The 20,858-nt window shown below is 41.3% G+C and carries 24 protein-coding genes; 17 read left to right on the forward strand and 7 right to left on the reverse strand.

The features are described 5' to 3' along the window. Nucleotides 1-15: 15 nt before the first annotated feature. Entirely contained in the window at nt 16-750 is a 735-nt protein-coding gene (locus I6L31_RS13655) for a GNAT family N-acetyltransferase (protein ID WP_005002774.1), read from the forward strand. A gap of 14 nt (nt 751-764) precedes the next feature. Here I6L31_RS13655 and I6L31_RS13660 read toward each other — a convergent pair whose 3' ends face one another. Beyond that, nucleotides 765-1,382: an L-threonylcarbamoyladenylate synthase gene (locus I6L31_RS13660; RefSeq protein WP_005002775.1), complete on the reverse strand. Its 618-nt coding sequence runs from the start codon at nt 1,380-1,382 to the stop codon at nt 765-767. A 211-nt stretch (nt 1,383-1,593) separates the two neighbouring features. After that, nucleotides 1,594-2,256: an elongation factor P hydroxylase gene (locus tag I6L31_RS13665; protein WP_005002776.1), complete on the reverse strand. Its 663-nt coding sequence runs from the start codon at nt 2,254-2,256 to the stop codon at nt 1,594-1,596. Nucleotides 2,257-2,351: 95 nt separating this feature from the next. Here I6L31_RS13665 and I6L31_RS13670 point away from each other — a divergent pair, with 95 nt between their 5' ends. The 6 genes from I6L31_RS13670 (at nt 2,352) to lysM (ending at nt 6,060) form a co-directional block, all read left to right on the forward strand. Next, nucleotides 2,352-2,912: a YceD family protein gene (locus I6L31_RS13670; RefSeq protein ID WP_005002778.1), complete on the forward strand. Its 561-nt coding sequence runs from the start codon at nt 2,352-2,354 to the stop codon at nt 2,910-2,912. 79 nt (nt 2,913-2,991) lie between these two features. After that, nucleotides 2,992-3,177 (forward strand): 50S ribosomal protein L32, encoded by a 186-nt coding sequence (gene rpmF / locus I6L31_RS13675; RefSeq protein WP_004723964.1) that lies wholly within the window; start codon nt 2,992-2,994, stop codon nt 3,175-3,177. A 154-nt stretch (nt 3,178-3,331) separates the two neighbouring features. Next, the gene (fabD, locus tag I6L31_RS13680) at nt 3,332-4,318 is read left to right on the forward strand and encodes an ACP S-malonyltransferase (protein ID WP_005002781.1); all 987 of its coding nucleotides are present in this window, start codon (nt 3,332-3,334) and stop codon (nt 4,316-4,318) included. Further along, nucleotides 4,315-5,049, forward strand: a complete 735-nt coding sequence (gene fabG, locus I6L31_RS13685) for a 3-oxoacyl-ACP reductase FabG (RefSeq protein WP_004991091.1) — start codon at nt 4,315-4,317, stop codon at nt 5,047-5,049. Before fabD ends, fabG begins: the two co-directional genes overlap by 4 nt. Nucleotides 5,050-5,134: 85 nt before the next feature. Beyond that, a complete protein-coding gene (gene acpP, locus I6L31_RS13690; RefSeq protein WP_004991077.1) occupies nt 5,135-5,371 on the forward strand; it encodes an acyl carrier protein in 237 nt (78 codons plus the stop codon). A gap of 221 nt (nt 5,372-5,592) precedes the next feature. Beyond that, the gene (lysM, locus tag I6L31_RS13695) at nt 5,593-6,060 is read left to right on the forward strand and encodes a peptidoglycan-binding protein LysM (protein ID WP_004991076.1); all 468 of its coding nucleotides are present in this window, start codon (nt 5,593-5,595) and stop codon (nt 6,058-6,060) included. Nucleotides 6,061-6,122: 62 nt separating this feature from the next. Here lysM and I6L31_RS13700 read toward each other — a convergent pair whose 3' ends face one another. Then, nucleotides 6,123-6,890 (reverse strand): hydroxymethylpyrimidine/phosphomethylpyrimidine kinase, encoded by a 768-nt coding sequence (locus I6L31_RS13700; RefSeq protein ID WP_005002783.1) that lies wholly within the window; start codon nt 6,888-6,890, stop codon nt 6,123-6,125. Between the two features lie 119 nt (nt 6,891-7,009). On the opposite strand from I6L31_RS13700, the gene I6L31_RS13705 reads away from it, so the two are divergent. The 3 genes from I6L31_RS13705 (at nt 7,010) to I6L31_RS13715 (ending at nt 9,277) form a co-directional block, all read left to right on the forward strand. Next, nucleotides 7,010-7,663: an HAD-IA family hydrolase gene (locus tag I6L31_RS13705; protein WP_004991061.1), complete on the forward strand. Its 654-nt coding sequence runs from the start codon at nt 7,010-7,012 to the stop codon at nt 7,661-7,663. 90 nt (nt 7,664-7,753) lie between these two features. Further along, nucleotides 7,754-8,083: a hypothetical protein gene (locus I6L31_RS13710; RefSeq protein ID WP_005002787.1), complete on the forward strand. Its 330-nt coding sequence runs from the start codon at nt 7,754-7,756 to the stop codon at nt 8,081-8,083. A 72-nt stretch (nt 8,084-8,155) separates the two neighbouring features. Next, on the forward strand, nt 8,156-9,277 hold the full coding sequence (locus I6L31_RS13715; protein ID WP_005002788.1) for an acyltransferase family protein: 1,122 nt from the start codon (nt 8,156-8,158) through the stop codon (nt 9,275-9,277). Between the two features lie 24 nt (nt 9,278-9,301). Here the strand turns inward: I6L31_RS13715 and hemJ are convergent, their stop codons facing one another. Together hemJ and I6L31_RS13725 are read right to left on the reverse strand one after the other, a co-directional pair. Continuing rightward, nucleotides 9,302-9,754: a protoporphyrinogen oxidase HemJ gene (gene hemJ, locus I6L31_RS13720; protein WP_004991052.1), complete on the reverse strand. Its 453-nt coding sequence runs from the start codon at nt 9,752-9,754 to the stop codon at nt 9,302-9,304. A gap of 20 nt (nt 9,755-9,774) precedes the next feature. Further along, on the reverse strand, nt 9,775-11,004 hold the full coding sequence (locus I6L31_RS13725; protein ID WP_004991050.1) for a beta-ketoacyl synthase N-terminal-like domain-containing protein: 1,230 nt from the start codon (nt 11,002-11,004) through the stop codon (nt 9,775-9,777). 298 nt (nt 11,005-11,302) lie between these two features. Between I6L31_RS13725 and I6L31_RS13730 the strand changes: the two genes are divergently transcribed. From I6L31_RS13730 to rimI, 7 genes are all read left to right on the forward strand, one after another. Beyond that, complete coding sequence (locus I6L31_RS13730) at nt 11,303-12,712, forward strand: EcsC family protein (protein ID WP_005002789.1); 1,410 nt, start codon at nt 11,303-11,305, stop codon at nt 12,710-12,712. Between the two features lie 193 nt (nt 12,713-12,905). After that, the gene (rpsL, locus tag I6L31_RS13735) at nt 12,906-13,280 is read left to right on the forward strand and encodes a 30S ribosomal protein S12 (protein WP_000246374.1); all 375 of its coding nucleotides are present in this window, start codon (nt 12,906-12,908) and stop codon (nt 13,278-13,280) included. A 157-nt stretch (nt 13,281-13,437) separates the two neighbouring features. Then, nucleotides 13,438-13,908, forward strand: coding sequence for a 30S ribosomal protein S7 (gene rpsG / locus I6L31_RS13740; RefSeq protein WP_004901967.1), 471 nt, complete (start codon nt 13,438-13,440; stop codon nt 13,906-13,908). 183 nt (nt 13,909-14,091) lie between these two features. Further along, entirely contained in the window at nt 14,092-16,230 is a 2,139-nt protein-coding gene (gene fusA, locus I6L31_RS13745; protein WP_005002791.1) for an elongation factor G, read from the forward strand. A gap of 92 nt (nt 16,231-16,322) precedes the next feature. Next, nucleotides 16,323-17,513, forward strand: coding sequence for an elongation factor Tu (gene tuf, locus I6L31_RS13750; RefSeq protein ID WP_004991043.1), 1,191 nt, complete (start codon nt 16,323-16,325; stop codon nt 17,511-17,513). Between the two features lie 277 nt (nt 17,514-17,790). Then, nucleotides 17,791-18,672, forward strand: coding sequence for a metal-dependent hydrolase (locus I6L31_RS13755; protein WP_004991038.1), 882 nt, complete (start codon nt 17,791-17,793; stop codon nt 18,670-18,672). A gap of 112 nt (nt 18,673-18,784) precedes the next feature. Further along, nucleotides 18,785-19,243: a ribosomal protein S18-alanine N-acetyltransferase gene (gene rimI, locus I6L31_RS13760; RefSeq protein ID WP_010588904.1), complete on the forward strand. Its 459-nt coding sequence runs from the start codon at nt 18,785-18,787 to the stop codon at nt 19,241-19,243. A 42-nt stretch (nt 19,244-19,285) separates the two neighbouring features. On the opposite strand, the gene I6L31_RS13765 is transcribed toward rimI, so the two are convergent. Beyond that, the gene (locus tag I6L31_RS13765; protein ID WP_004991035.1) at nt 19,286-20,101 is read right to left on the reverse strand and encodes an arginyltransferase; all 816 of its coding nucleotides are present in this window, start codon (nt 20,099-20,101) and stop codon (nt 19,286-19,288) included. A 21-nt stretch (nt 20,102-20,122) separates the two neighbouring features. Further along, entirely contained in the window at nt 20,123-20,851 is a 729-nt protein-coding gene (gene aat / locus I6L31_RS13770; RefSeq protein ID WP_026039972.1) for a leucyl/phenylalanyl-tRNA--protein transferase, read from the reverse strand. Between the last annotated feature and the right edge of the window lie 7 nt (nt 20,852-20,858).

Below are 20,858 nucleotides of genomic sequence, written 5' to 3' on the forward strand. Positions count from 1 at the left end.
TAGGGCATAATTAAAATGAAAAATTATTTAAAATCAAACTTAAATTCGTACCAACAACCTGTTGGATTTCAGGTACAACAATTATTACCTGTAAGTTATCAATATGAAAAATTAACAGGACAATTTGTGGAATTACTTCCTCTTTCTGATACCTGTCCAAATGATTTGGAGCTAGAGCAACTTTGGCAAACGATTAGCACTGAACCAGATGCACGGTGTTGGACATATTTACCCTATGAGGGCTTTCAAAGTCGCGATGAGTTGAAGCATGCCCTGCAAAATGTATTTGGGTTTCATCCTTCTTATCATTATCTGATTAAGATGAATGATGACGTTGTGGGTTGGATCGCATTGCTCAATCCACGTTTAGCGCATGCTGCTATTGAAATTGGCAACGTGTATTTTTCACATCGCTTAAAACATACAACCGCTGCTACAGAAGCTGTCTTTTTATTGCTTAAACAGTGTTTTGATTACAATTTTAGACGAATCGAATGGAAGTGTGATGACTTGAATGAGCCTTCAAAACGTGCGGCATTACGCTTTGGATTTTATTTTGAAGGACTATTTCGCCAAGATCGAGTAACAAAAGGACGTAACCGCAATACAGCATGGTTTTCAATCATTGACGAGGAATGGTCTGAATTGAAATCTGCCTATGATGTCTGGCTAAGCCCTGATAACTTTGATGAACGTGCCAAGCAAAAACAACGTTTAAATGATGTGATTGAACAATTTCGTCCTTTATAGATGGCTATGAATGATTACTCAAACGCACTCACATCACCCGCGCCTTGACGAACAACCTCAGGATGATCTCCAGACAAATCTACAATACTGGTAGTGGTTAATGTGCCAAATCCCCCATCGATAAACACATCAATCCGCTTAGATAATTGATTTTCAATATCATAAGGATCATCCAATGGATCTTCCTGACCAGGCAGGATCAGGGTACTGGTCAAAATGGGTTCACCTAATTCTTGTAACAATGCCTGACAGATAGGATTAGTTGGAATACGTAACCCGATAGTTTTCTTTTTGGGGTGCATTAACCGCTTTGGAACTTCGCTGGTGGCTGGCAAGATAAAAGTGGTGATTGCTGGCGTATTATTTTTCAATAAACGATACATGGCATTATCGACTTTGGCATAGGTGGCAATATCTGATAAATCGCAACACATAATCGCATATTGATGTTTTGGGCCAAGTCCACGAATTTGCGCAATACGCTCCATTGCGTTTTTATTGCCAATCTGACAACCAATCGCATAGGCGGCATCGGTTGGATAGACTACTACTTCGCCTGCACGGATACGTTCAACGGCCTGAGTAATCAATCGGGCTTGTGGATTTTCTGGATGAATATGCAAATGCAACATATCTGGATCCTCCTGAGTCAAATGTTATTGTTGTAAAGTGTCACTTCTATCCAATAGATTTCTGTCATCAGTCCTTTTATTTCTCCCCTGAAAAGAAAAATAAACAGGGATTAAACAAAGACGAAAAGAATCTGATTACAGCGTTTATTTAATCACATTGAATAGATTCAGTACGTGATGAGAAGTTGCGGTTATGTAATTAAAAGCAGATTTAATCAAGTAATTCACGTTTAAATTCATCAGATTGTAAAATTTTACCGTCACGAGTACAGCTGCAAATACATTGAATAAAATACGCTGCATCAGATGGTAATGTTGCTTTACCTGAAAAATAAGCCTGTACCTGAGTAAACACACGATCTTTAAACGATGTTCCGTCGCCACCTTCACCTGTTAAATTGTCTAAAGATACTCGAAATTTGCGACCAAAAGCTTGAGCAAAGAACCACTCAATTGCTTGCGGTTTAATTTCGACTTGTTCAAAAAGCTGTTGCTGTTCAAGCGTTCGACCATCTGGCGCATACCAATAGCCTAAATCAGGCAATAAACGTCGTTTTGCCCCTGCAATCGTCCAGTGACTAATTTCGTGTAAGGCACTATTAAAAAAACCATGAGCAAACTGAATTCTAGCGGGTGCTTGATTTTGCGCAGGAAAATATTCGGGTTCAAAATCTCCTTTGACCAACGTCACATTTTGATGGGAAAACCAGTGATTAAAGTGTAAAATAAGCCAATCAACCTGATCGTGTTCTGTTTGTAGGCTTTGCCACGGTGAGAGTTGCACTGTATTAGACGACAGGGCAGACTGATGGGTTGAATGGGTGCTAACAAGTGATGAAGTTGTTACTTCAGGTTGCGGCTGCAACAGGTGCATTGCTGTGTTACCATGAGTTCTGTCTAAATTAGTACAAAATTGTATCTTAATCTTTGACAGAGTACCGATGAATTTGTAGAATTGCCGCCTTAATTATGTCAGCAAATACCTTTCCGGCACAGATTGAGCCGTTTAAATGGGCTGAACAGGGCTTTACATGGTCAGGAACACTGCCATTGTCTCGCTTTGCTCGTATTGCTCGTGAAGCTGTTGGATCAATTAATGATCAATTGATCTCTATAGACTGTAAGCTATCAATGGATGCGTATCATCGCGTTGTGTGGTTTGATGGTCATGTTGAAACAAAAGTTCCACTGGAATGTCAGCGTTGTCTGGAGCCTGTGGAAATTTTTCTTGTTTCAGATTTCCGTCTCGCACTGGTTGATGATGAGTCACTGATAGAGCGCTTGGATGAGGATGCTGATTTCATCGTCTTGGGCGAAAGTGAATCTTCAACAAAGGGTGATTTTTCCACTCCTGCCACTGTTGATTTGCTGTCACTCATAGAAGATGAACTGTTATTGTTGATGCCTTTATCTCCTAAGCATGTGTCTTGTGAGCATAAGCATCAACCAGCCGTTGAGAATGTTGTCGAAGAAAAACGTGATAATCCGTTTGACGTTTTGGCAGGTTTGAAAGGCAAACTTAATTCATAACACAATTTGTGTTATTATGTTGAGTTAAGACAACTGAATTTGTTCTGATCCATTTTTTCGATCTTTGTAAGGAGCCATCATGGCCGTTCAGCAAAACCGTAAAAGTCGCTCTCGCCGTGACATGCGCCGTTCACATGACGCTTTAACCGAGAATGCATTAACTGTAGACCAAACTACAGGTGAAACTCATCGTCGTCACCACGTGACTAAAGATGGTTTTTACCGTGGTCGTCAATTATTCGCTAAAGCAGCTGATGCTGAATAATTGAACCAATTTGCATAAAAGCGTGATGCTTAAGTGTAGAAAAAATGGGAGCGAAAGCTCCCTTTTTTTGTTGCTTTTCGCAATTATCAATTGATTCAATAAGTGTTAAATTTCCGCCTCGGAAACGAGCTAAGACGAAGTAAAGGATTTTTATATGTCTGCTAAACGACTCGAGCAAGTGGCTCAAGCAACCAAAACTGCATTTTTGTTCCCAGGTCAGGGATCACAAAAAGTCGGCATGCTCGCTGAACTTGCTGAACAGTTTAGTGGTGTGCAAGAGACTTTTGCTGAAGCTTCAGAAGCAATTGGTTTTGATTTATGGCAGATTGCGCAAAGTGGTGAAGGTCTTGATCAGACTGAAAATACTCAGCCTGTATTACTCACTGCGAGTATTGCTTTATGGCGTGTATGGCTAGATTTGGGTGGTATTGCACCTAAATATTTGGCAGGACACTCACTGGGTGAATACAGTGCATTGGTTGCAGCACAAGCATTAAGCCTTGCTGATGCAGTGAAATTGGTCAATTTACGCGGTAAATTGATGCAAAGTGCTGTTCCACAAGGTCAAGGCGCCATGGCTGCAATTTTGGGATTGCCTGACGAGAAAGTGCTAGAGCTCTGCCAAAGCGTATCTGCATCTGGACAGGGTTCGGTTGAAGCTGCAAATTACAATGCACAAGGTCAAGTGGTGATCGCGGGCTCGACTGCATTGGTGAATGATGTTATGGCGCTTGCCAAAGAGCAATCTGGTAAAGCCATTGCTTTGCCTGTGTCTGTACCGTCACATTGTTCATTGATGAAACCTGCGGCAGAACAATTCGCAGCAGCATTGGAACAAACTGCCATTGAGCTACCTCATATACCTGTAATACAAAATGTCAACGCGGCAATCGCGACCGATGTTGCTCAATTGCGTCAGGCACTCACGGCTCAATTGTATCAGTCAGTACAATGGACACGCACCATGCAATACCTTCAAGATCAAGGGATTCAGTATGTGGTGGAATGTGGTCCGGGTGCAGTGCTGAGTAACCTTGCGAAACGTTTGCCAAATATTGAAAAAGCATTTGCGATCGATACCAAAGGTCGTATGGAAGATGCCCTAAACGCAGTTTTAGTGGCGGAAGGAAAAATTGCATGACACAACAACGTAAAGTTGCTTTGGTGACAGGTGCCAGCCGAGGTATTGGCGCGGCAATTGCACAACAACTTCTTCAAGACGGTTTTTTTGTCGTAGGTACAGCAACGAGTGAATCAGGTGCTCAAAAGTTAACAGAGCAGTTTGGTGAGCAGGGTGTAGGTTTGGCGTTAGATGTTCGTCATCTGGATCAGATTGAAGCCGTTGTTTCAAACATCGAACAAAACTATGGCCCAGTGTTGGTATTGGTCAATAATGCAGGGATTACACGCGATAATTTATTATTGCGTATGTCAGAAGATGACTGGGACGACATTTTAAATATTCATTTAAAAGCGGTATATCGTTTATCGAAACGTGTGCTAAAAGGCATGACCAAAGCCCGTTTTGGACGTATTATCAATGTCAGTTCAGTGGTTGCACACTTTGCGAATCCGGGTCAAGCCAACTACTCAGCAGCCAAAGCAGGCATTGAGGCATTTAGCCGCAGTCTTGCCAAGGAAATGGGTAGTCGCCAGATTACGGTAAACAGTGTTGCACCCGGTTTTATCGCAACTGAAATGACAGATAGCTTAAGCGAAGATCTTCGTAAAAAAATGAGTGATCAGGTTGCGCTGGGTCGTCTTGGCGAACCACAAGATATCGCAAATGCAGTAAGTTTCCTCGCTTCTGATAAAGCAAGTTACATTACTGGTACGGTATTACATGTAAATGGTGGTTTATACATGGCTTAAGGCTGATGGATAAACTTTTAAAATATTCAATATTCAATTAAACTAACGGCAATTAAAAACGCCACAAGCAATGAGGAGAATTCCTGTGAGCGATATCGAACAACGTGTTAAGCAAGCAGTTGCAGAACAACTTGGTATGAAAGTTGAAGAGATCAAAAACGAAGCATCTTTCATGGATGATTTGGGTGCTGACTCTCTTGATCTAGTTGAACTTGTTATGTCTTTCGAAAATGACTTCGACATCACCATTCCTGATGAAGATTCTAACGAAATCACAACTGTTCAATCAGCAATTGATTATGTAACCAAGAAATTAGGTTAATGGATCAGTGTTGATAAAAGCCACCGCAAGGTGGTTTTTTTATGGCTGAGCTAAAATTTAAATTGTTCAATAACAACTGATCCTAAAAAATTTGGTGAAATAAATTACATACTGTTACTTGATTGAAGTGAACATATACCAAAATCGAGATATTTTTTGAGTATAACTATAAGGGCTTTAAATTTATTTCATGATGACAATAATCATTACAGGAGACAATCATGGGTCTTTTTGATTTCGTAAAAGGTATCGGTAAGAAAAATCAGGCAAAAACTGAACAACCCGCTGCAACGCCTGCTGAACCGACAGCACAAGAGATTGCAAATCAGCTTTTGGCGCATATTAAAAGTTTAGGTTTACCGGTAGAAGGTTTGGTGGTGAACTATAACAGCACCACAGATTTGGCGACGATTCAGGGTAAGGTCAAGAGCCAAGCAGACAAGGAGAAAATTGTATTGGCTGTGGGTAATATTGATCATGTTGCCAAAGTGGATGATCAGATGACGGTTGAAACGCCAGAACCTGAAAGTAAATTTTATACGGTGAAATCTGGCGATAATTTATCGAAAATTTCAAAAGAATATTATGGTGATCCAAACCAGTACAATAAAATATTTGAAGCCAATAAGCCTCTTTTAAAGGATGCTGATGATATTTATCCAGGTCAGGTGTTGCGTATTCCGCAATAAACAAGCCGTCTAAATAAAAAGCAGCGCATATCATTAACATGCGCTGTTTTTTTATCTAAATTTTAAAATCGTTTTGGAATCTTTTGCCCATTTGGAACAGGCGTTTCAGCATTTTTTAACACGCCAAATAGCCAAACTTCGGCATGTTGTACTGCAATTTTCAAATCATCACCCAATGCTAGACGACCTGAAATATAACTTGCCAGAGAACAACCTGAACCATGATATTCGCCTTCCAAACGTGGACAAGTGCTTTCAGCTATACGTTCACCATTCATATATAAAATATTGCGAATATAGTCAGGTGTGTCTTCATGACCGCCTTTAACCAAAACTGCTTTTGCACCCATTTCAAATAATTTTTGGGTCGCTGCTTCTAAGTTATCCAGTCCTGTTAAAGCGCGTAATTCGACTGTATTTGGCGTTAAAATTGTGGCAAGTGGAATCAGTTCAACAAAAGCCTGAACCAAAGTAGCCTGATCTCCTAAAGAACCACCACTGTTAGCGACTAAAACAGGATCAAGTACATAAAGATAATCTGGATGCTCACGTAAAAATTGCGCAAGTGCCGCGATATTATCTGTTGTGCCTAACATGCCAGATTTGACGCATTTAATGGGTAAGTCTTCAACCACAGCATTGGCTTGGGCGAGTAACAATTCTTTAGATGTGGCTTCAAAGCCAAAAACCTGTTGTGAGTTTTGGATGGTCAGTGCTGTACAGGCAATGGCAGCATGTGCACCACTTTGTCCGATGGCTTCAATATCGGCTTGTAATCCTGCACCGCCAGAAGGATCGAGACCAGAGAAACAAAGTACGGTTGGGCGCACAGTTATTATCCTTAAACGATTTGATTTGCGTTAGTATAGGCAAGTTTGAGTAAAGTCTCGACCCTATTTTTAATCGGATTCTGATGGGAATTCGCCTGTAGCTGATTTGAGTATCATTTGTGAACGCAGTAAAAAATATTTTGATTGATTTAGATGGAACATTGACCGACCCAAGAGTCGGAATTACCACTTCAGCGCGTTATGGTTTAAATAAAGTGGGCTTTCCAATTGCCGATCATGAAAATATTGACTGGATCATTGGGCCGCCTCTGAAAGCTTCACTCGCCAAACTGATCAATGTTGATGTAACTCATGATTTGGCTGAACAGGCTTTATTAGGGTATCGTGAGCGTTTTGCAGTGACAGGGTTATTTGAAAATGAACTCTATCCCGATGTCATTGAGACTTTGAAGACACTTAAAAATCAAGGCTATCAATTGTATTTAGCTACTGCAAAGCCGCATGTCTATGCGGTGCGTATTTTAGAACATTTTGAATTATTACAATATTTCACCCATCCTTATGGAAGTGAGTTGACAGGTGAGCGAACCAATAAAGGCGATTTGATCGCCTACATACTCGAAAAAGAACAATTAAATCCCGCTGAATGTTTAATGGTCGGGGATCGTGAACATGATATTTTGGGGGCACGTCGTCATGGCATTGAAACTGTTGCGGTTGAGTATGGTTATGGTTCCGAACAAGAACTTAATTTGGCAGCGCCCAAATATAAAATCAAAAGTTTTAAGCAATTACTTGATCTATTGACCTGAATGGATAAATACCAAATCCGAACAGCATCTGGTTAGACTTTATTTTATGATGATTTCCCAATAATAAGTCATAAGTATCAGGGAGTACTCATGTTGAAAAATTTAGTCCTAAGCACTGTGTTAATATCGGGTTTGGCGGCTTGCCATGCATTTCCAAACGCTGATTCTGGCAAGCGGGTACAGGTGGCTAAATCACTTCAAGGGAAACAGTGCGAACAGCAAGGTTTGGCTATTTCAGTATTGAAACAACAATTGCAGACAAAACATATCCACGTCTATGCCGAATCTGTTGGACATGATGGCATGATGCGACCTCAGATGTGTGGTGCGCCAGATGGTAAAGTTGCAATATTTAGTATCGATCAGAAACAATTGGCTCAGGCGCAAGCACTTGGTTTCTTAGTCTATCCAACCCAATAAAAAACGAATCCGTTGATCTATTTTTTGCTAGACCCAATGGATGATTCCGTTGGCTGAACCAATTTGAAACTTATGCGAAATTATAAAATTGACATCTTAAGAGGTGTTTCTATTCTTTTGGTGTTACTGCATCATTTTAATATTCCTTATAAGTTACATGATACATGGCTAGGCGTTTCAGTGTTTGGAGAGCCTTTAACTACTTTAATTGCCCGCAATGGTAATTATGGTGTGACGATGTTTTTTGTCATTTCGGGGTTTTTAATTACCCAACATACCTTACAAAGAAACGGTAGCCTTGCGCAGATACAGCTTAAAAATTTCTATATTCGCCGTGTGGCACGGATTATTCCTTGTCTGGTGCTGCTCGTTGTGATGGTGACCATCTTGGGGTGCTTAGGACTCCAGCCATTTTTAAACCAAACACCGAATAGTATTGAAGTTACTTATGGCTTGACGGTTTTTGCAGCCTTTACCTTCTGGATGAATATCCTGATTATTGAATATGGCTGGGTCAATTATGCGCTTGGCGTATTATGGTCACTTTCTGTTGAAGAGGTTTTTTATCTCGCATTTCCATTGTTATGTTTAACATTGGCTAGAGGCAAAGCCTTTGTTTTATTTCTTGTATTGATTGTTGCCTATGCACCATATTTCCGTTCACTGCATTATGGTGAAGAAAGTGGGGCATATCTTTATCATTATTTCTCCAGTTTTGATGGTATTGCGATTGGCTGTTTAACGGCTTTGTTTGCTCAGAAATTTTCGATCCAAGCTGTCCAGATGAAATGGATAATTCCTGTGTCGGTTTTTTTGATGAGCATGTTATATCTCTATGCCCCCATCAAAGAAGTGAGTACATGGAGTGTGACTGTATTTGTGTTATTAACAGCAATCTTGATTTTCTGTTTTGCTCAACAATCACAAGCTCATCATCTTTCCATTTTTTCAAAAATCATGATATGGATTGGACAGCGCAGCTACGAAATGTATTTATTTCATTTGGTTATTTTGGGATTGATCAAAGTTTTGTATTTTCCTAAAACCACCTTGCCCGATCAGAAAATCATGTTGCTGCTAATCTTTTTAGTGACAACATTTACGCTCAGTTGGTTAATTGAAAAATATTATTCTAGGCCTTTAAATCATAAGATTAGACAGAAATGGATCACAAAAAAGCCTCAGGTCAACTGAGGCTTTCGACGCGTATGGTCTATTTTAAAATTGCGGTTTAACCACCACTAAAATGACAACGGCAAATAAAATCAGAGTTGGCATTTCATTAAAAAACCGCCAGAACTTATGTGATTTATAATGCGCATTGCCAATCAGTTTTTTGCGATAGTAACCACAGACAAAATGATAAATCACTAAAAGTGCAACTAAAGCAACCTTGAGATAAAACCATACTGCTTGATGATAATGCTGTGTTGCATCACCCCAGTCCACCAGAAAGTGAGCAGTAATTAAAGTGGCAATCATGGAAGGCCACATAATTCCCCGATATAGTTTGCGCTCCATCACTTCAAAGCGTTGATGACTAATCGTGTCTTCGCTCATGGCGTGATAGACATAGAGACGCGGCAAATAAAACAGTGCCGCGAACCAGCATACTACAGCTATGATATGTAATGCTTTTACCCAAAGGAAAGCATCAGTCGGTGCATCCATCGATTATCCCTAGTGGGATATTAGGCATCCCACTTCTTGAAAATGAGGCAGGCGTTGACGCCGCCAAAACCAAAACTGTTACTCATGACAGTATTCAGTTTTGCATCACGTTTTTCAAGTACGATATCAAAACCTTTAGCACCTTCATCCAATTCAGTCACGTTAATGTTCGGTGCAATAAAGTCATTTTGCATCATTAGGACAGAATAAATCGCCTCTTGTACACCTGCTGCGCCCAAGCTGTGACCTGTCATCGATTTAGTTGAGCTGATCGCTGGAACTTGACCTTCACCAAATGCGCGTTCCATGGCTTTGAGCTCGGTCACGTCACCTGCTGGTGTCGAAGTACCGTGTGTATTGACATAGTCAATCTTCTCGACACCATGTTGTTTGGCTTCATCTAGTGCCATTAGGATACAACGGGTTGCACCTTCACCACTTGGGGCAACCATGTCTGCTCCGTCAGAGTTTGCCGCATAAGCCACGACTTCAGCAAGAATGTTTGCACCGCGTGCCTGTGCATGTTCAAGGGATTCAAGCACCACAAAACCGCCACCACCCGCAATCACAAAACCATCACGGTCTGCTGAATAAGGGCGAGAAGCCGTTTCAGGTGTATCATTGTATTTTGAACATAATGCGCCCATGGCATCAAACAATAGGCTTTGTGACCAGTGGTCTTCTTCACCACCACCTGCCAGCATTAAATCTTGTTTGCCGAGCTGAATCAGGTTAAAGGCATAACCAATCGCATCGGCAGAAGTTGCACATGCACTGGTAATAGAGTGAGCCACGCCTTGCAATTTAAAAGCAACGCCCACGTTTGCAGTGATGGTGTTACTCATATTACGCGGTACGAAGAAAGGCCCGACTTTACGTGCACCTTTTTCTTCAAGCAGTTCGACCATTTCAACCACAGAATGTGTTGAGTTACCACCACTACCACCCGCGATACCATAACGCGGATTACCTGCTAAATCTTCGACTTTTAAGCCAGCATGTTGAACTGCATCGACCGCTGCATTGTATGCGTACATCGCACACACGCCCATAAACCGTTTAATTTTACGATCAATATGATCAAAGTTTTGTTCCGCTGCCGCACTAACATGACTCTTAAAGTTGAGTTCAGCATAAGATGGGTTAAAACGTGTCCCAGAGATTCCATTTTGAAGTGAATGAGTGACCTCTTCCAAGGAGTTACCGATGCATGAGTTAATCCCCATGCCAGTGATTACAACACGTTTCATCTACAGATCCCTTATATGGTGATGGTTTTGAGTGCGACGAAATTCGACATTATTGATAGAGGGAGATTAAAGCCCGAAGAATTGCGTCACTCATGTTTGAGATTGATATCATGATAACAGAAAGAATTTTCAATTCTTATGGCAAATTTTATGCGCATTGCACAAAGACAAAAATCATGTGGTATCTAGGTTATTTGAGACAATGCTTTACCAAAAGAAACAGATTAAAGTTGAGATAAGTCCACACTACACCTAGTATTTATCACTAAATGCAAGAATCAAAACATAGAGGTACTTGATGACAAATTCTAATAATAATCAATCGCAAAGTTTGCTTGGCACGGCATTTGGAGTGGCTAAAAAGCTCAGTTCCAGTGGTTTAAATGCTTTGGGTCATGTTGCACCTGGCACAGTTTCAAAAATAAACACGGCTGTTGATCAGGCACGTACAGTGGATGGAAGCGCGCGTGTAAAAAATCCATTGGAAGTTGAACAATACGAAAATCCACAGCAAATGTTGCGTCAGCATTTACCTAAAGTCTCACAGCAATTATTAGGTCGTCATTACAATCGCATTTACAGCGTGGCCAGTTTTTTATCGCCAGAAATTAATGAAAAAATTTCAGATTATCTATTTGATCGATTAAATGATTTTACCGAACAAACCAGCTCTGCCACTAAGGTTTTGGAAGAGGCAGGTGCGAAGTCACTGCAAGAACTTCAAAATAACCCTGATCGTTCGCAACGGATCAGTCAGGCATTGATTGAACAAAATAAAATTTTAGCTGTTGCCCAAGGTGCGGTCAGTGGTGCAACAGGTATAGTCGGTGCTGCGGTTGATGTGCCTTTTTCACTGGCATTGGCGTTAAGAACGATCTATCAGACAGGTCGCGCGCATGGTTTTGAACTGAACCAACAACAAGAGCAGGACATCGTTGAATTTGTTTTTAAAGAAATTGATTTGGGATTGGTTGCAGAAAAGCAAACATTGCTCATGGCGATCAAGACTTTAAAAAATATGCTACAAACCCATGATTTATCGCAGTTTCAGCAGCTTTTAGGTTCAACTAATGATACTGAGTTTTTGAAAAAATGGTTGGTTGATGATCAGGGACAGTTTAAGTATAAATGGTTGAATGGGTTTTCCAAATTCTCTGCGATTGGAAAATTAAGTCCACTTGCAGGAGCAACGGTGAGTGCCATTTATAGTTGGCGTCTAATTGAAGATGCTGGGCAAAAATCTCAGGCAATTTTTGGTGGTGCACGTCATTATTTATTACAACATCCTGATGCACAGATTTCGCCACTTAATGCATATCTAGCCTTGGAACAACAGGTTGGAAAAGCTAAGCATTCATTGATCAGTCCCAATACTCAAGCCATTTCTCAGCAACTAGAGCAACCTAGTACTCAGGAAATTAAACAAGGCGTTGATGTACCGACAACTTCAGCAAGCATAAAGAAAGTCACAGTTAAAGCGCGTAAGCCTCGGACTGCACCAACACAGCAGGATTCTGCGCAAAAGGTTGAAGAGGGTATTCATTCATTGGCTGAACAATACGTTGAGCCGCACGAGCAAACTGAACAACAGCCTGCCTTGACTGAAAAAACTGCACCAGTACCTGAATTAGAAGCGATAGAGGCTAATGTTGAAGCTGAGGTTGCTAAACCGAAGCGCAAGCGTAGCGTTAAACCTAAAGCTGAATAGAGTTTTTTTGTCATCAAAACTTAAACAAAGCCTGTTAGGGTGCTGAACAATAAAAAGCGCAGCAATGCCAGAAATGGTCAACATTTGCGAACCATGCCAATGTTGACCATTTTTATATCTTGGCTTACAATTGTATGCCCTCAAAAAGAGGTGTTTTCTTTTTGAGGTTTTTTATTAACGGGAGAATTGCCATATGGCAACAACAAATCAGTTGATCCGTAAGGGTCGCACAACTTTGGTTGAAAAATCCAAAGTTCCTGCGTTGAAGGCTTGTCCACAACGTCGTGGTGTATGTACACGTGTTTATACCACTACACCTAAAAAACCTAACTCAGCAATGCGTAAGGTTTGCCGTGTTCGCTTAACTTCTGGTTTTGAAGTTTCTAGCTACATCGGTGGTGAAGGTCATAACCTACAAGAGCACAGTGTTGTTCTTATCCGTGGTGGTCGTGTTAAAGACTTACCAGGTGTACGTTACCATACCGTTCGCGGTTCTTTAGACTGTGCTGGTGTGAAAGATCGTAACCAGTCTCGTTCTAAATACGGTGCGAAACGTCCTAAGAAGTAATTCTTAAGTCGTTCCAAGCTGCAATCCTTTAGCGTTTCGCTTGTCCAGATTTCAAATTGAAATTCAAGCGACGTATAGTAAGGCCAGCGTAGCGTGCATGACACTTGCACAATCTGCTGGATCACCCTGAAGTGTCATATTTATAGGTAGTTTTAAAATGCCAAGACGTCGCGTAGTCGCTGCTCGTGAGATCCTTCCAGATCCAAAATTCAGCAGCCAAACAATCGCTAAATTTATGAACCACGTTATGCAAGACGGTAAAAAATCGATTGCAGAAAGTATCGTTTACGGTGCTTTAGACCGCGTTCAAGAAAAAAATAAAGTAGACCCAGTTGAATTTTTTGAAGCTACGCTTGAAAAAGTTCGCCCTATGGTCGAAGTAAAAGCACGCCGTGTTGGTGGTGCTACTTATCAAGTTCCTATGGAAGTGCGCCCATCCCGTCGTACTGCCCTAGCGATGCGTTGGTTAGTAGATGCTGCTGCAAAGCGTTCTGAAAAAACTATGGCTTTACGTCTTGCTGGCGAGTTGCTTGATGCAGCTGAAGGCAAAGGTGCTGCAATCAAAAAACGTGAAGACGTGCACCGTATGGCTGAAGCGAACAAAGCCTTCTCTCATTACCGTTTCTAAGCGGATAAAACAGTCCCTTATCAGGAGAATACTCATGCGTACCGCATCTCGATTTAACATCGCACTTTACCCTAGCGGGGGATTTGCGGGTATTTAAGTTGCCCCCACTGTGAGTATTCGCGCGCATCAATCCTGTATTGGTGCGTCCTGTTTTAAACATCATATTTAGGAATGTAAGTCATCATGGCTCGTCAAACCCCGATTACCCGTTACCGTAACATCGGTATTTCTGCTCACATCGATGCAGGTAAAACTACAACAACTGAACGTATTTTGTTCTACACAGGTGTATCTCACAAAATTGGTGAAGTACACGACGGTGCAGCAACAATGGACTGGATGGAACAAGAGCAAGAACGTGGTATTACCATTACTTCTGCTGCTACGACTTGTTTCTGGTCTGGTATGGCGAATCAGTTCGAACAACACCGTATCAACGTAATTGACACTCCGGGACACGTAGACTTCACGATCGAAGTTGAACGTTCTATGCGTGTTCTTGATGGTGCGTGCATGGTTTACTGTGCAGTTGGTGGTGTACAACCTCAGTCTGAAACTGTATGGCGTCAGGCAAACAAATATAAAGTGCCTCGTTTGGCATTTGTGAACAAGATGGACCGTACTGGTGCTAACTTCTTCCGTGCAGTGGAACAAGTTAAAACTCGTTTAGGCGGTAATCCTGTGCCTATCGTTGTGCCAATTGGTGCAGAAGATACGTTCCAAGGTGTTGTTGACCTGATCGAAATGAAAGCGATCATTTGGGATGAAGCTTCTCAAGGTATGAAGTTTGAATACGGCGAGATTCCTGCTGATCTTGTTGATACTGCTAACGAATGGCGTACCAACATGGTTGAAGCAGCTGCTGAAGCTTCTGAAGAGTTAATGGACAAATACCTAGAAGAAGGTGATCTTTCAAAAGAAGAGATCATCGCTGGTCTTCGTGCGCGTACATTGGCATCTGAAATTCAGGTGATGCTATGTGGTTCTGCGTTCAAGAACAAAGGTGTTCAACGTATGTTGGATGCTGTGATTCAATTCTTACCTTCTCCAACAGAAGTAAAAGCGATTGAAGGTATTCTTGACGACAAAGCTGAAACTAAAGCATCTCGTGAAGCATCTGACGAAGCACCGTTCTCTGCACTTGCATTCAAAATCATGAATGACAAATTCGTAGGTAACTTGACTTTCGTACGTGTTTATTCTGGTGTCCTTAAACAAGGTGACCCAGTATATAACCCTGTGAAGTCTAAGCGTGAACGTATTGGTCGTATCGTGCAAATGCATGCGAACGAACGTCAAGATCTTGATGAAATCCGTGCAGGTGATATCGCAGCGTGTGTAGGTCTTAAAGACGTAACCACAGGTGATACACTGTGTGATGAGAAAAACATCATTACGCTTGAGCGTATGGAATTCCCAGAGCCAGTAATTTCTTTGGCTGTTGAACCAAAAACTAAAGCTGACCAAGAAAAAATGTCAATCGCTTTAGGTCGTTTGGCGAAAGAAGATCCATCATTCCGCGTTCGTACAGATGAAGAATCTGGTCAAACGATTATTGCGGGTATGGGTGAGCTTCACCTTGACATCATTGTTGACCGTATGAAGCGTGAATTCGGTGTTGAAGCGAACATTGGTAAACCAATGGTTGCTTACCGTGAAACGATCAAAAAGTCAGTTGAACAAGAAGGTAAATTCGTACGTCAAACTGGTGGTAAAGGTAAGTTCGGTCACGTATATGTCCGTCTTGAGCCGCTTGATGTTGAAGAAGCTGGTAAAGAATACGAATTCGCTGAAGAAGTTGTTGGTGGTGTAGTTCCTAAAGAATTCTTTGGTGCGGTTGACAAAGGTATTCAAGAACGTATGAAGAATGGTGTCTTGGCTGGTTATCCCGTTGTGGGTATCAAAGCGACATTATTTGATGGTTCTTACCATGATGTCGACTCTGATGAATTGTCGTTCAAAATGGCAGGTTCTTATGCCTTCCGTGATGGTTTCATGAAAGCAGATCCTATTTTGCTTGAACCAATCATGAAAGTTGAAGTAGAAACTCCAGAAGACTACATGGGCGATATCATGGGTGACTTAAACCGTCGTCGTGGTATGGTTCAGGGTATGGACGATCTTCCTGGTGGAACAAAAGCCATTAAAGCAGAAGTTCCACTTGCTGAGATGTTTGGTTACGCAACTCAAATGCGTTCTATGTCTCAAGGTCGTGCGACATACTCAATGGAATTTGCTAAATATGCTGAGACTCCACGTAACGTGGCGGAAGGCATTATTGCGAAATTCCAGTCAGGCGGTAAAAAAGGTGACGACGAGTAATCTTTCGATTACTATAAGCCCAAACTAATTTTTAGTTAAAAAACCAAGCGCTCATGAGCGACCCTCATGAGCAGTTTATAAAGGAAAAACTCATGGCTAAGGCTAAGTTTGAACGTAATAAACCACACGTAAACGTGGGCACAATTGGTCACGTTGACCATGGTAAAACAACTCTTACTGCTGCAATCGCAACAATCTGTGCGAAAACTTACGGCGGTGAAGCGAAAGATTACTCACAAATCGACTCAGCTCCTGAAGAAAAAGCACGTGGTATTACCATTAATACTTCACACGTAGAATACGATTCTCCAATTCGTCACTACGCGCACGTAGACTGCCCAGGCCACGCCGATTATGTTAAAAACATGATCACTGGTGCTGCTCAGATGGATGGTGCGATCCTTGTATGTGCTGCGACTGATGGTCCAATGCCACAAACTCGTGAACACATCCTTCTTTCACGTCAGGTGGGTGTACCTTACATCATCGTATTCTTAAACAAATGCGACCTAGTAGACGACGAAGAGCTTCTTGAGCTAGTAGAAATGGAAGTTCGTGAACTTCTTTCTACTTATGACTTCCCAGGTGATGACACTCCAGTAATCCGTGGTTCTGCGCTTAAAGCGTTGGAAGGCGATGCTGGCGAGTACGGCGAGAAATCAGTTCTTGACCTCGTTGCTGCACTTGACTCTTATATCCCAGAGCCAGAGCGTGCAATCGACAAAGCATTCTTGATGCCAATTGAAGACGTATTCTCAATTTCTGGTCGTGGTACAGTAGTAACTGGCCGTGTAGAATCAGGTATCGTTAAAGTTGGTGAATCAGTTGAAATCGTGGGTATCCGTGATACTCAAACTACGACAGTGACTGGCGTTGAAATGTTCCGTAAACTGCTTGACGAAGGTCGTGCAGGCGAGAACTGTGGTGTATTGTTACGTGGTACTAAGCGTGAAGACGTACAACGTGGTCAAGTATTGACTAAGCCAGGTGCGATCAAGCCACACACTAAATTTGACGCAGAAGTATACGTACTTTCTAAAGAAGAAGGTGGTCGTCATACTCCATTCCTAAATGGTTACCGTCCACAGTTCTATTTCCGTACCACTGACGTCACTGGTGCAATCCAGTTGAAAGAAGGCGTGGAAATGGTTATGCCAGGTGACAACGTAGAAATGTCAGTAGAATTGATCCACCCGATCGCAATGGACCCAGGTCTACGTTTTGCGATTCGTGAAGGTGGTCGTACTGTAGGTGCTGGTGTTGTTGCGAAAGTAACTGCATAATCACTTTATAGTGAAAAGGCGCTCCATTCGGGGCGTTTTTTTATGCCTGAATTTAAATAATGCTCTAGTGACATGCTTTTGTGATAGTTTTTGGGCTATTTAGCTTTTTAAGGTTCGTTAGAAAAGATCATTCTCCATATTTTTTGTCATCATGACCTAAACTGATAATTCTGTGTCCTTAACTGCACTTAAGGCTTTTGATCAATACCGTATGATAACAACGAAGAAAACAAACAATAAATAGCAATGGCGTCAGCGTCATTGAGGAGTAATGAGCATGAATGCTAAGGTAAATATTTCAAATCGTGCGGGTGCAAGTTTTCCAGTCCGTCGTATGAATTTTGATTTTGACCATGTACCTGAATATTGGATGAATGGTTCGGCAGGATTGACCCATTTTATGACCGCATTGTCTGCTTTATTTCCAGATGGCGAAAAACTCTTTATCGATTCTGTCCGTGCAGTTCGTTATCATCCTGCGATTAAAGACAATGAAGCGCTACAAAAAGAGATCAGTGCTTTCATTGGTCAGGAAGCTATGCATACTCAAGAGCATGTAGGTTTTAATGCATCAGCACAAAAGTATGGACATGATGTTAATAAATTAGAAAAACAGACTAATGTGGTCATTCAGACAGGTCGTAAAGTCTTTGCCAAAGTAGTGAAACCTTTTGGCATGACACAGGAAATGGTGGATTTAACCGCAACCACAGCTCTTGAACATTTTACCGCAACGATTGCTTCAGAACTATTACGTAATCCTCATATTCAGGAACTTATGACCGATGACACCATGAAATATATGTGGCTCTGGCATGCGGTTGAAGAAAATGAACATAAAGCCGTGGCTTACGATGTGTATGAGGGTATTTTTGGTCGTGGTTTAAAAGCTTATGCTTTGCGTAATACCGCATTACTGGTGGCAATGGGGCTGATCTTTGTTACGCAGTCTTCTTTTGTTGTTCGTCTTTTACGTGAAGACAAAAAACTCAATTTAAAAGAGTTAACGATGATTTATAAATATGCCTATAGCCCGTCAAAAGGGATTATTACGGGTATGACGGGTGAGATGTTGGCTTATTTTAAACCTGGATTTCATCCCAATGATTTAGATACTGTTGAGTTGTTAAAAAATTGGAAAGCCAAACTGGGTTTATAAAGTTAAATGCTCATGCAAAGGGCAATGCATGAATTGCCCTTTTTTTATGGTGTAGGATTCTATAAGATCAGATATCTTTTCATTCGCTTAAATTGCTGACATGCAAAATATATTGATTCGTTCCATGCAAACCAACGATGTTCAGGCTGTTACCCAAATTGAACAGCAGGTACAAACGCATCCGTGGACAGCACAGCAGTTTTTGGAGTCGGTTGAATCCTACCAGAGTACCGTGATCGAACAGCAAAATCAGATTCTAGGCTTTTGTATTTTGCAGCCTGTGTTGGATGAAGCGAATTTATTATTAATGGCGATTCATCCTGAATTTCAGGGGCAGGGCTTAGGTTATCAACTTTTAGAAAAGTCGATTGAATTACTCAAAAACCATCCTGTGCAGATTTTTTTAGAAGTGCGTGAAAGTAATTTAGGGGCGATCAAGCTATATGAAAAATCTGGTTTTCATCAGATTGATCTAAGACGCAATTATTATCCAAAACCTGATGGCACACGTGAGCATGCGATTATTATGGTGAAAAGTTGTAGTGATGATTTTGCGGCTTTATTTAAATAATTGATTTAAATAAAGCGCATTATTTAATGGAATGGATAATATTTACTCGACGATCAAATTATTCCATTCGGAAGGCAGTGTCGTCATCAATGAATTACCCAAACGTTGTATTTCTTCTGCGCTAAGTGCCCGATTGAGTCTACGCCATTGACCATCAAGTAAAAGTTCAAGTGGAATATACTGAGATTTATAATTCATTTTTTGTGAATGCGGTACCCAGTAACCTAAATACAAATAATCCAGATTCAACGTTTTAACGTATTCCAGTTGTTTTAAAATGGCAAAAACACCTAAAGAGCGTCGACTTTCATTAGGGTCAAAAAAAGTATAAACCGCAGATAAACCATCATCCATTTTGTCGCTGGTTGAAACACAAATTAGTTGATCATCTTTCCAGAGTTCAATAAAAAAACTTTCAGTACAGCTATGCACTAAAAATTTTTCAAATTGATCCAGACTTGGCGGGTACATATCACCATCTGCATGCCGCTCATTGATATAACGTTCATACAGTTCGTAGTGTATTTGGCTTGCTTGATGGGTTGGCATAATTTGCATGCGCAAATCTTGATTACGCTTCCATGCTTTTTTCTGCACGCTATTCATTTGAAAATCATGAGCAGGAACACGACAGGATAGACACTGGCGACATAAATGACATTCTGGACGATAAACAAAATCGCCACTGCGGCGAAACCCAACTCGTGAAAGTTCAGATAAGGTCACTACATCGATACGGTGAATCGGGTCTAAAAATACCATTCGCGCAGATTTATTTTCAAGATAACTACAGTCGTGCGGAGGCGTGATGTAATACTGCAAATCATTGAGCAGGGACTTGGGATGATAAGATTTCATATTATTGGTCCCTCGTTATTATCATTCAATTAACTTTGCATTTTCGGCAACCGTTTTACTTGAAAATACACGCTCTTGATAATTTTTCCAATCGATAGGGGGGCGAATAATTACATCTTGTAACGATTTTAAATATTCTTGCCGAGAAAGTGTACAGGCACCCAAGCTAAGTAAGTGATCATTGACTAACTGACAATCAATCCATGCCAATTGATTTTCCTGTCCGAGAAGCATCAAAGCGTAAAATGCCATTTTTGAAGCATCGGTACGGACGCTAAACATGGATTCACCAAAACAGCCTCGACCAATACTCACGCCATACAAACCGCCAATGAGTTCCTGATCATCCCAAACTTCAACACTGTAGCCATAACCTTCACGAAACAGCTCAACATAGCCTTGTACAATGTCCTCAGATATCCATGTTTCGCTGGTGTAATTACGCGGCAATGCACATGAACGCATGACTCGTTCAAATGCTTGATTGATGGTAATCCGATAATCCATCTTTTTCATGTTGCGTAATAGGGTTTTGCTGGGTTTGTATTGATCAGGATAGATCACACAGCGTGGCTCTGGACACCACCAACAAATGGGATCGCCTTCATTGAACCACGGAAAAAGCCCATGTGTGTAAGCTTCATATAAGGTGGATGGTTCTAGATCTGCTCCAATACAAATCAGACCCTGACCTTGTGGATCAGACTCAATAGGATCTGGAAAAAGATACATGGATGGAAGCAGCATGATGGGAAGA

This window comes from Acinetobacter septicus, from assembly GCF_019355975.1.
Taxonomy (GTDB): Bacteria; Pseudomonadota; Gammaproteobacteria; order Pseudomonadales; family Moraxellaceae; genus Acinetobacter; species Acinetobacter ursingii.

Bases quoted from the DNA above. Each gene is read 5' to 3' on its own strand.
- I6L31_RS13655 (WP_005002774.1), top strand. From the start codon at position 16: ATGAAAAATTATTTAAAATCAAACTTAAATTCGTACCAACAACCTGTT.
- I6L31_RS13660 (WP_005002775.1), bottom strand. From the start codon at position 1,382: ATGTTGCATTTGCATATTCATCCAGAAAATCCACAAGCCCGATTGATT.
- I6L31_RS13665 (WP_005002776.1), bottom strand. From the start codon at position 2,256: ATGCACCTGTTGCAGCCGCAACCTGAAGTAACAACTTCATCACTTGTT.
- I6L31_RS13670 (WP_005002778.1), top strand. From the start codon at position 2,352: ATGTCAGCAAATACCTTTCCGGCACAGATTGAGCCGTTTAAATGGGCT.
- rpmF (WP_004723964.1), top strand. From the start codon at position 2,992: ATGGCCGTTCAGCAAAACCGTAAAAGTCGCTCTCGCCGTGACATGCGC.
- fabD (WP_005002781.1), top strand. From the start codon at position 3,332: ATGTCTGCTAAACGACTCGAGCAAGTGGCTCAAGCAACCAAAACTGCA.
- fabG (WP_004991091.1), top strand. From the start codon at position 4,315: ATGACACAACAACGTAAAGTTGCTTTGGTGACAGGTGCCAGCCGAGGT.
- lysM (WP_004991076.1), top strand. From the start codon at position 5,593: ATGGGTCTTTTTGATTTCGTAAAAGGTATCGGTAAGAAAAATCAGGCA.
- I6L31_RS13710 (WP_005002787.1), top strand. From the start codon at position 7,754: ATGTTGAAAAATTTAGTCCTAAGCACTGTGTTAATATCGGGTTTGGCG.
- I6L31_RS13715 (WP_005002788.1), top strand. From the start codon at position 8,156: ATGCGAAATTATAAAATTGACATCTTAAGAGGTGTTTCTATTCTTTTG.
- hemJ (WP_004991052.1), bottom strand. From the start codon at position 9,754: ATGGATGCACCGACTGATGCTTTCCTTTGGGTAAAAGCATTACATATC.
- I6L31_RS13725 (WP_004991050.1), bottom strand. From the start codon at position 11,004: ATGAAACGTGTTGTAATCACTGGCATGGGGATTAACTCATGCATCGGT.
- I6L31_RS13730 (WP_005002789.1), top strand. From the start codon at position 11,303: ATGACAAATTCTAATAATAATCAATCGCAAAGTTTGCTTGGCACGGCA.
- rpsL (WP_000246374.1), top strand. From the start codon at position 12,906: ATGGCAACAACAAATCAGTTGATCCGTAAGGGTCGCACAACTTTGGTT.
- rpsG (WP_004901967.1), top strand. From the start codon at position 13,438: ATGCCAAGACGTCGCGTAGTCGCTGCTCGTGAGATCCTTCCAGATCCA.
- fusA (WP_005002791.1), top strand. From the start codon at position 14,092: ATGGCTCGTCAAACCCCGATTACCCGTTACCGTAACATCGGTATTTCT.
- tuf (WP_004991043.1), top strand. From the start codon at position 16,323: ATGGCTAAGGCTAAGTTTGAACGTAATAAACCACACGTAAACGTGGGC.
- I6L31_RS13755 (WP_004991038.1), top strand. From the start codon at position 17,791: ATGAATGCTAAGGTAAATATTTCAAATCGTGCGGGTGCAAGTTTTCCA.
- I6L31_RS13765 (WP_004991035.1), bottom strand. From the start codon at position 20,101: ATGAAATCTTATCATCCCAAGTCCCTGCTCAATGATTTGCAGTATTAC.